This window comes from uncultured Campylobacter sp. (genome assembly GCF_937890585.1).
Taxonomy (GTDB): Bacteria; Campylobacterota; Campylobacteria; order Campylobacterales; family Campylobacteraceae; genus Campylobacter_A.
In genome coordinates, this window is the sequence record NZ_CALACG010000218.1 from 1 (window position 1) to 6,947 (window position 6,947).

Sequence of the window (6,947 nt, forward strand, 5' to 3'; positions counted from 1 at the left end):
AGACTGAGAAAGATAAAAAACAATAAATTTTATCTCTAAAAAATTGTTAAATTTATCTGTGTGCGTTTGTTTGCTCTCAAAACGTGGCCACCTTACAAAACAGTTCTTAAAAGATAAAAATTATAATTAATGATTAGCTATCTTATGAGTGGCATGTGTTTGTATTTTTGGCATTAACTAAATAAACATTTAAATTTGCAATGAAGTGATTAAAAATAGTTTTTGAAATTTTAGCCCCATTTAGGGCTAAAATTTATGGATTATAGACCTTCAAAAGGGTTTGTAGCTACATCTTTGCGATCAACTATATAAGGTATGATAGCTGCGTGGCGAGCTCTCTTGATCGCTTTTTCTACCATCTCTTGGTATCTTTTTGATGTGCCAGTTAGGCGTCTTGGCATGATTTTAAATCTCTCTGACAAGCAATACTTCAAAAGTGAAGTGTCTTTGTAGTCTATAAAATCAATTTTTGCTTCTGTAAATTTGCAATATTTGCGTGAATATTTTCTTTTTTCTGCCATTTTTTATCCTTTAAAATTAAAACGGTATTTCTTCATTGTTGAAGCTATCAGCATCAACGTCTATATCAGGAACTTCTGAATAACTCTCTTGCTTTCTTTGCGGAGCAGCTTGCGGCCTAGCTTCTTGTTGGCGGTTATATTGGTTATTTTGATATCCGCCTTGCTGTCCGTAGCCACCGCTATTTTGGCTATTCATAGAGTATCCGCCTTGTTGCGTTTGGTTATTTGAGCCAAGCATTTCCATGCTCTCAACGGCGATAGAGTGTTTTGAGCGATTTTGTCCGTTATTGTCGGTCCATTGGTCAAATTTAAGTCTTCCTTCAATAAGCAGCTTCGATCCCTTATTGAGATATTGGTTTGCTATCTCTGCACTCTTGCCAAAAAATGATATATCAATAAAGCAAGTCTCATCTCTTCTTTCCCCATTTGAGGTGATTTTGCGTGTCACAGCTATACTAGAATTTCCTATGGCAACGCCGCTAGTAGTATATCTAAGCTCTATATCTCTGGTTAAATTTCCAACTAATACTACTTTATTGAACATTTTTTATCCTTGATTATTCTTCTGTAAATGTTTGCTCGTCTACTTTTTCAGCTCTTGGCTCGCGTGGTGCTCTTGGCTCGCGAGTCTCTTTTTTTTTAGTTTGCTTTATACCTTTGCAAAGTCTTTCCCAAGCTGCGATTTCGCGTTTGTTTTCATATTTAACGCTTAAAAATCTTATGATATCTTCAGTGATCCTTACGTTTCTTGTAAGCTCTGCAAGAAGTGCCGGTGGAGCTTTGTAGTAGATAACAAAATATGTTCCACGCTCATATTTTTTGATGGCATAAGCTAGTTTTCTAGTGCCCATCTCAACGACAGTAGCGATCTCGCCGCCGTTTTTTGTTATGACTTCTTTTACGAAATCAACCTTAGCTTTAACTTCCTCTTCCGTCAATGTCGGCTTAAGAATGAATAAAAGCTCGTAATGTTTCATTTTTTCTCCTTATGGATATTTAGCTCACTTTGTGAGCAAGGATTTTGCATTAAGCAAGGGTGGATTTTAGCTTAAATTTACTTAATATTTGCTGTTGATATGAGGTGTTGGAGGTTTAAAATGGTCGATAAGACGAAAATTTCTTTATCCATTTTTGTATTTGTTTTTAGCTCTAGCTCGGCTAAATTTAGCGTTTTAAATATCTCTAAATAGGCATTTAAACTTAGCTTTAAGCTATTCGCTTTTAGTAAATTTGCCACATTTACAGGCGGCTGATAGCCGATCGCTTCGTCTAAATTTAAGCGGCCATTTATCTTGATGTAAGAGTAAATTTTAAATAGCCTAAAAAATGCTTTGTAAAGTGAGTTTAAAAGTAAAATTTCATTAAAATTTGGATCTTCTAAGTAGGTAAAAAAGTCGTTTTTTATATCTTTTAGAGCCATAAATTTATTAAAAAAATCATCAAAATTTATCCCACCAAGCCCAAATACCAGCCTTTTTACATCGTCTTGTTCGATATGAGCGTTTAGGCTCTTTAGCTTTGTTAGCTCACTTGCTGCAAGGTATAAATTTTCATTATGAGTAAAATAAAGCTCATAAAGTGCGTTTTTGGTTATGTTTAGGCCTATTTTGGCTGAGTTTTTGGCTAGTAAATTTATCGCCTCATCTGGAGTTGAGGGCTTGAAAAATCTCGCAAAATTTGCCCCAAAAGCCTTTTGTGTATCAAAAACTAGCTTCATATCGGCCTCATAAAGCTCAAACAAAAAGTAGTTATCCTGGCTCTTTGAGCAAAGCGAGATGAGCTCTTTTAGCTCTTTTGCGGGGATCTTTTTGTCGCTTTTTACATAAAGGATATTTTTGCCGCCAAAAAGTGACTGCTCGCTTAGGTGAGAGCTTGCTTGCGTGTAGTTGTACTCGTCAAAATAAAGACTTAATAAATTTGCATCTTCGCTTGCATAAAAGCTTAAAATTTCCTTGCCAAAAAGCTCGATCTGAAACTCGTCCGCCCCAAAAAGCAAGAAGTAGTTGCTTAAATTTGCATTTGCTAAATTTAGCTCCAAATCTTTTCTATACATCGATCTTTCTTATCACTTTTGCAAAAATTTTAGCGCTCGCGATGTCGGCCTCTGTGATCTTTACGACAAGCTTTTGAAGTAAATTTGCGCTGTATCCAGTGATGAAAATCCTAGCTCCAACAAAATGATCATCAAGCTTGGCAACCAAGACATTTTGGTTTTCGCTAACGTAGCAACGCACCTCTTTGCCGATGTTTGCGGCTGCCCAGCGTGCAAATTTCCTATCCATAAAGTCGTAGGCTACCTTGTCGGCCTCTCTTTCAAGCTCGCTTAAGGTTGCACATGTGCTTTGGATGTTTAAAAGTAAGAAGTTGTAAAGCTTCTCATCTTTTAAAATTTTAGCCTTTAAAAGTCTGTGTAAGATAAGGTCAGAATAGCGTCTAATAGGGCTTGTAAAGTGTGTATATCTGTCAAATCCAAGCCCAAAGTGGCCTAAATTTTCACTTGAATATTCAGCCTTTTTTTGTGACTTTATGATGAGCTTGTCTATCTCCTCGCGGTTGCCCATCTCATCGGCCTTTGCTTGGATCTTTCTTATTAAATTTGCAAGGTCGCTCTCGTAGGTAAAGTCAAGCCCCAAAAGCTGCAGGTCCTCAAGCAAGGTATCTATCTTTTTAAAATCAGGCGAAGCGTGGTTTCTAAAAACGCCCTTTGTGATGAGCTTTGCGGCAGCCTTGTTTGCTAAAAGCATGCAGTCTTCGACTAGTCTATGTGAGTCGGAGTCGCTTTCAAACCTGGTTTGCGAAATTTGACCCTCTTCATCAAGGCTCATTCTAAGCTCTTTTGTCCTGAAGTCAAACGCATGCAAAAGCCTTTTTTTGCGAAGCTTTGTGGTGAGTTTAAAAAGTGGCTTGACCCATGAAATTTCGCACTCTCTTTTGCCCTCTAAAATTTCATCGATCTCATCGTAGTTAAAGCGCCTTTTTGAAAGGATGATCGCCTCAAAAAGCTCCTCTTTTTTTACCTCGTTGTTTGCATCAAGTGAAATTTTAAAACAAAATGCAAGACGCGGCACATCTGGCTTTAGCGAGCAGATATTTTCACTAAGTGCGCGCGGCAACATCGGCACTGAGATGTGCGGAAAGTAGATAGAGAAGCCTCTTTTTTTAGCCTCGCTATCAATGGCACTATATGCGGTCACATACTCACTTACATCTGCGATTGCTACGTAAATTTCTCGCTTTTTCTCATCAAAATATATGGCATCGTCAAAGTCCTTAGCATCGACTGGATCGATCGTGCAAAACTCTAAATTTCTTAGATCGGCTCTGTTTGGATACATACTAGCATCGACTTCATCGCCAAAAGCCTTTGCTTCAAGCTCGCAAGCCTCGCTAAATTTATCATTTTTATTATAAATAGCAAGCGAAATTTTCTCATCGCTTAGTGGATCTTCTAAATTTCCTAAAACCTCGACTATTTCGTTGTTTAGATTGTTTATCTTTAGTAGCGTCCCAAGTGGGAGCATCTTTAGGCTTTTTTGAGTTGCCTTTAGGGTTGTGCTTAGCCCAGTTTTTAAATTTACCCCTAAAATGGCCGCCCCAAAGCGTTTTGTATAGACCACGCTTGTCTCATTTGCAAGCTTTAGGCTCATTACTATCTTAGCGCTTTGGCGTTTTTTCTTAAGCGGCAAAAGCTTTGCTAGCACGATATCGCCGAGGTGAGAGTTGTTTAAATTTTTATTTTCGACGATGATATCTTGCTTGAAGCGCTTGTCAAATGGCATGATAAAGCCAGTCGCGTTTTGGCTGATGTCTAGCTTGCCGCAGACATAGCCGTTGTTTAGGTAAAATTTATCTTTATGTAAGCTTACGGCACCAAGGTTTAGGAGATTACGTAAGATCTCTTTATCTTCGTTTGATATCTCTTTTTCTTTGATGCCAACTAGAAGTGATGTTAAAAATTCTTTCACAAATTGTCTTTGACTTTGCTAACAGCCATTAAAAATGTATCTCTCTCAAAGCCATATTCATTTATAAGAAGTGTTGCGTTATTTACACTCACATCGTCAAGCTGGTTAAAGATATTAACCGCTGTTTTTACTACTTTTAATGCTCTTGCGTACTCTTTTACGTGGTCAGGCGCCTCTTCAGGTAAATTTGAATATAGGATAGAATTTCCAAGCTCGATCTCTAAATTCCACTGCTCAAAAATTTTAGCCGTGACCTCTTCGTTTGTGATGTCTAAAATTTCAGACTCTAAAAGTGCAAGGTCGTATGTAGATGAAATTTGTTTTAGTTTTGTCTTAAATTCATTTGTTTGGCCATTTTCTGTGAGCTCGTGAGCAAGGACGATCTTGCCAACTTCTAGCATAAATGAAGCTGGTGAGAGGATCTCTAAGCTTTTAGGCTTTATCTTTGAGTACCAGTGATACATTAGGGCGTTTTGCATGATCGAGATATTTAAAAAATCCTGTGCCGTAATGTCGTATGGCTCTAAATTTATAGAAAAGGTCTTTTTAATGGCACTTGATAGCGCAAAACCGCGGATAGTAGCCATGCCAAAAAGTGAAATGGCTCTTGCGATAGTTGTGATCTCTTGAGAAAATCCATAAAGTGGTGAGTTTGCTGAACGCAAGATATTTGCTGTTAGCATAGGGTCTTTTTCGACCACTTTTGTGAGGTCATTTATCGAGCTATTTTCGTCAGCATGTAGGCGCTGAATTTGCACAACAGTATCGTCTAGTGGGGGAAGTGCTTTGATTTTTTTAAAAATTGATTCGTTCATTAAGATAACTCTTTGTTGAAAATTTTGCCACATTATAGCAAAAAGCTACAACATAAAACTTAAAGATGCTTTTTTGCTCTTTTTCAGCAACGTTTTTGTTGCTAAAATGTATAATCTCGCCAAAATTTAACAATAGGAGAAAAAATGGCTATAAGTGTTTATTATGATAAAGACTGCGATTTAAGCCTTATTCAGAGTAAAAAAGTAGCGATCATTGGCTTTGGTTCACAAGGTCACGCACACGCTGAAAATTTAAGAGATAATGGTGTAAGTGTTGTTATAGGTCTTGCAAAAGGCGGCAAAAGCTGGGCAAAAGCTGAGGCAAAGGGCTTTGAGGTAAAAACAGTTAGCGAAGCTACAAAAAGCGCTGACGTGATCATGATCCTAACACCAGATGAGCTTCAAGCTGAAATTTATAAAAATGAGATCGAGCCAAATTTGAAAGATCATGCTGCTATCGCATTTGGACATGGATTTAACGTGCATTTTGGACAGATCAAAGCTCCAGCAAACATTGACGTCATCATGATAGCTCCAAAAGCCCCAGGACACACAGTTAGAAGTGAATTTGTAAGAGGTGGCGGCATACCTGATCTTATCGCTGTTGAGCAAAATGCAAGTGGAAAAGCAAAAGAGATCGCGCTAAGCTACGCATGCGGCATAGGTGGCGGCAGAACTGGCATCATCGAGACTACATTTAAAGATGAAACTGAAACAGATTTATTTGGCGAGCAAGCAGTTTTATGCGGTGGCCTTTGCGCACTAGTAAATGCTGGCTTTGATACGCTTGTGGAGGCTGGATATGAGCCTGAGATGGCCTATTTTGAGTGCTTACACGAGCTAAAACTAATAGTTGATCTAATGTATCAAGGTGGCATGGCTGATATGCGCTACTCTATCTCAAACACCGCTGAGTACGGTGATTACGTAAGTGGCGTAAGAGTAGTTGGCGAAGAGAGCAGAAAGGCTATGAAAGAAGTTTTAAAAGAAATTCAAAATGGCAAATTTGCAAAAGACTTCATCCTAGAGAGAAAAGCAGGCTATGTTAGAATGAACGCAGAGCGCGGTATAGCCGAGAGAAGCTTGTTAAATCAAACTGGCAAAAAACTTCGCGCGATGATGCCTTGGATCACAAACGGCAAACTCATAGATCAAAACAAAAACTAAACTTTGAGCGAAAAAAAGAGTGCAAAGAAGCGTCCTGTAAAGAAAAAAACAGGGCGCTCTCATAATAAAATCTTCATCGGTATCGGCGTCATCGCAGCTATCTTGATAGTAGCGCTTATCGCAGCTTTAAGTATCAAAAATAAAGACGTAGAGCAGATAAGTAAAGCAGATGAGACAAAAACCGAGAAACAAATTTCAAAAAAGGCTGAGCCAAAGGTTGCCAGCAACGAGAAAAAACAAGAGTATGAGAAGAGAAAATATCCTTTAAAATTTGACGAAGATGAAAATTTAAGCAAAATTTTCACAGACCCAAAACATGAAATCAAACAGGCACAAAAGTCAAAAATCGAGCCAAAAGAGCAGAAAAAACAAGCACCAGAGATAAAGCTCGAGGCTAAAAAAGAAGAGCCAAAAAAAGAGCAAAACGATACTAAAAATTTACTAGCAAATTTAAATAAAACCACCGAGCCAACCGTCAT

At 38.1% G+C, this 6,947-nt stretch carries 7 protein-coding genes and 1 pseudogene; 2 read left to right on the top strand and 6 right to left on the bottom strand.

Annotated elements, in window-relative coordinates; all coding sequences use genetic code 11:
- Nucleotides 1–260: 260 nt before the first annotated feature.
- The 6 genes from rpsR to Q0296_RS06460 all read right to left on the bottom strand — a co-directional run bounded on the left by rpsR (nt 261) and on the right by Q0296_RS06460 (nt 5,301).
- Nucleotides 261–521 (bottom strand): 30S ribosomal protein S18, encoded by a 261-nt coding sequence (rpsR, locus tag Q0296_RS06435; protein WP_021089765.1) that lies wholly within the window; start codon nt 519–521, stop codon nt 261–263.
- Nucleotides 522–537: 16 nt separating this feature from the next.
- On the bottom strand, nt 538–1,065 hold the full coding sequence (locus Q0296_RS06440; RefSeq protein ID WP_021087759.1) for a single-stranded DNA-binding protein: 528 nt from the start codon (nt 1,063–1,065) through the stop codon (nt 538–540).
- A 13-nt stretch (nt 1,066–1,078) separates the two neighbouring features.
- Nucleotides 1,079–1,498 carry a 30S ribosomal protein S6 gene (gene rpsF, locus Q0296_RS06445; RefSeq protein ID WP_298038217.1) on the bottom strand — a complete coding sequence of 140 codons (420 nt, stop codon included), beginning with the start codon at nt 1,496–1,498 and terminating at the stop codon, nt 1,079–1,081.
- 77 nt (nt 1,499–1,575) lie between these two features.
- Nucleotides 1,576–2,574: a DNA polymerase III subunit delta gene (gene holA / locus Q0296_RS06450; RefSeq protein WP_298038220.1), complete on the bottom strand. Its 999-nt coding sequence runs from the start codon at nt 2,572–2,574 to the stop codon at nt 1,576–1,578.
- On the bottom strand, nt 2,567–4,486 hold the full coding sequence (locus tag Q0296_RS06455) for a ribonuclease R family protein (RefSeq protein WP_298038222.1): 1,920 nt from the start codon (nt 4,484–4,486) through the stop codon (nt 2,567–2,569). The genes holA and Q0296_RS06455 overlap by 8 nt, the downstream gene beginning before the upstream one ends.
- A complete protein-coding gene (locus Q0296_RS06460) occupies nt 4,483–5,301 on the bottom strand; it encodes an HDOD domain-containing protein (protein WP_194173747.1) in 819 nt (272 codons plus the stop codon). Before Q0296_RS06460 ends, Q0296_RS06455 begins: the two co-directional genes overlap by 4 nt.
- 144 nt (nt 5,302–5,445) lie before the next feature.
- On the opposite strand from Q0296_RS06460, the gene ilvC reads away from it, so the two are divergent.
- Together ilvC and Q0296_RS06470 are read left to right on the top strand one after the other, a co-directional pair.
- Nucleotides 5,446–6,468, top strand: a complete 1,023-nt coding sequence (gene ilvC / locus Q0296_RS06465; RefSeq protein WP_298038227.1) for a ketol-acid reductoisomerase — start codon at nt 5,446–5,448, stop codon at nt 6,466–6,468.
- Between the two features lie 3 nt (nt 6,469–6,471).
- Nucleotides 6,472–6,947, top strand: a pseudogene (locus Q0296_RS06470) (divergent polysaccharide deacetylase family protein); the annotation flags it as partial.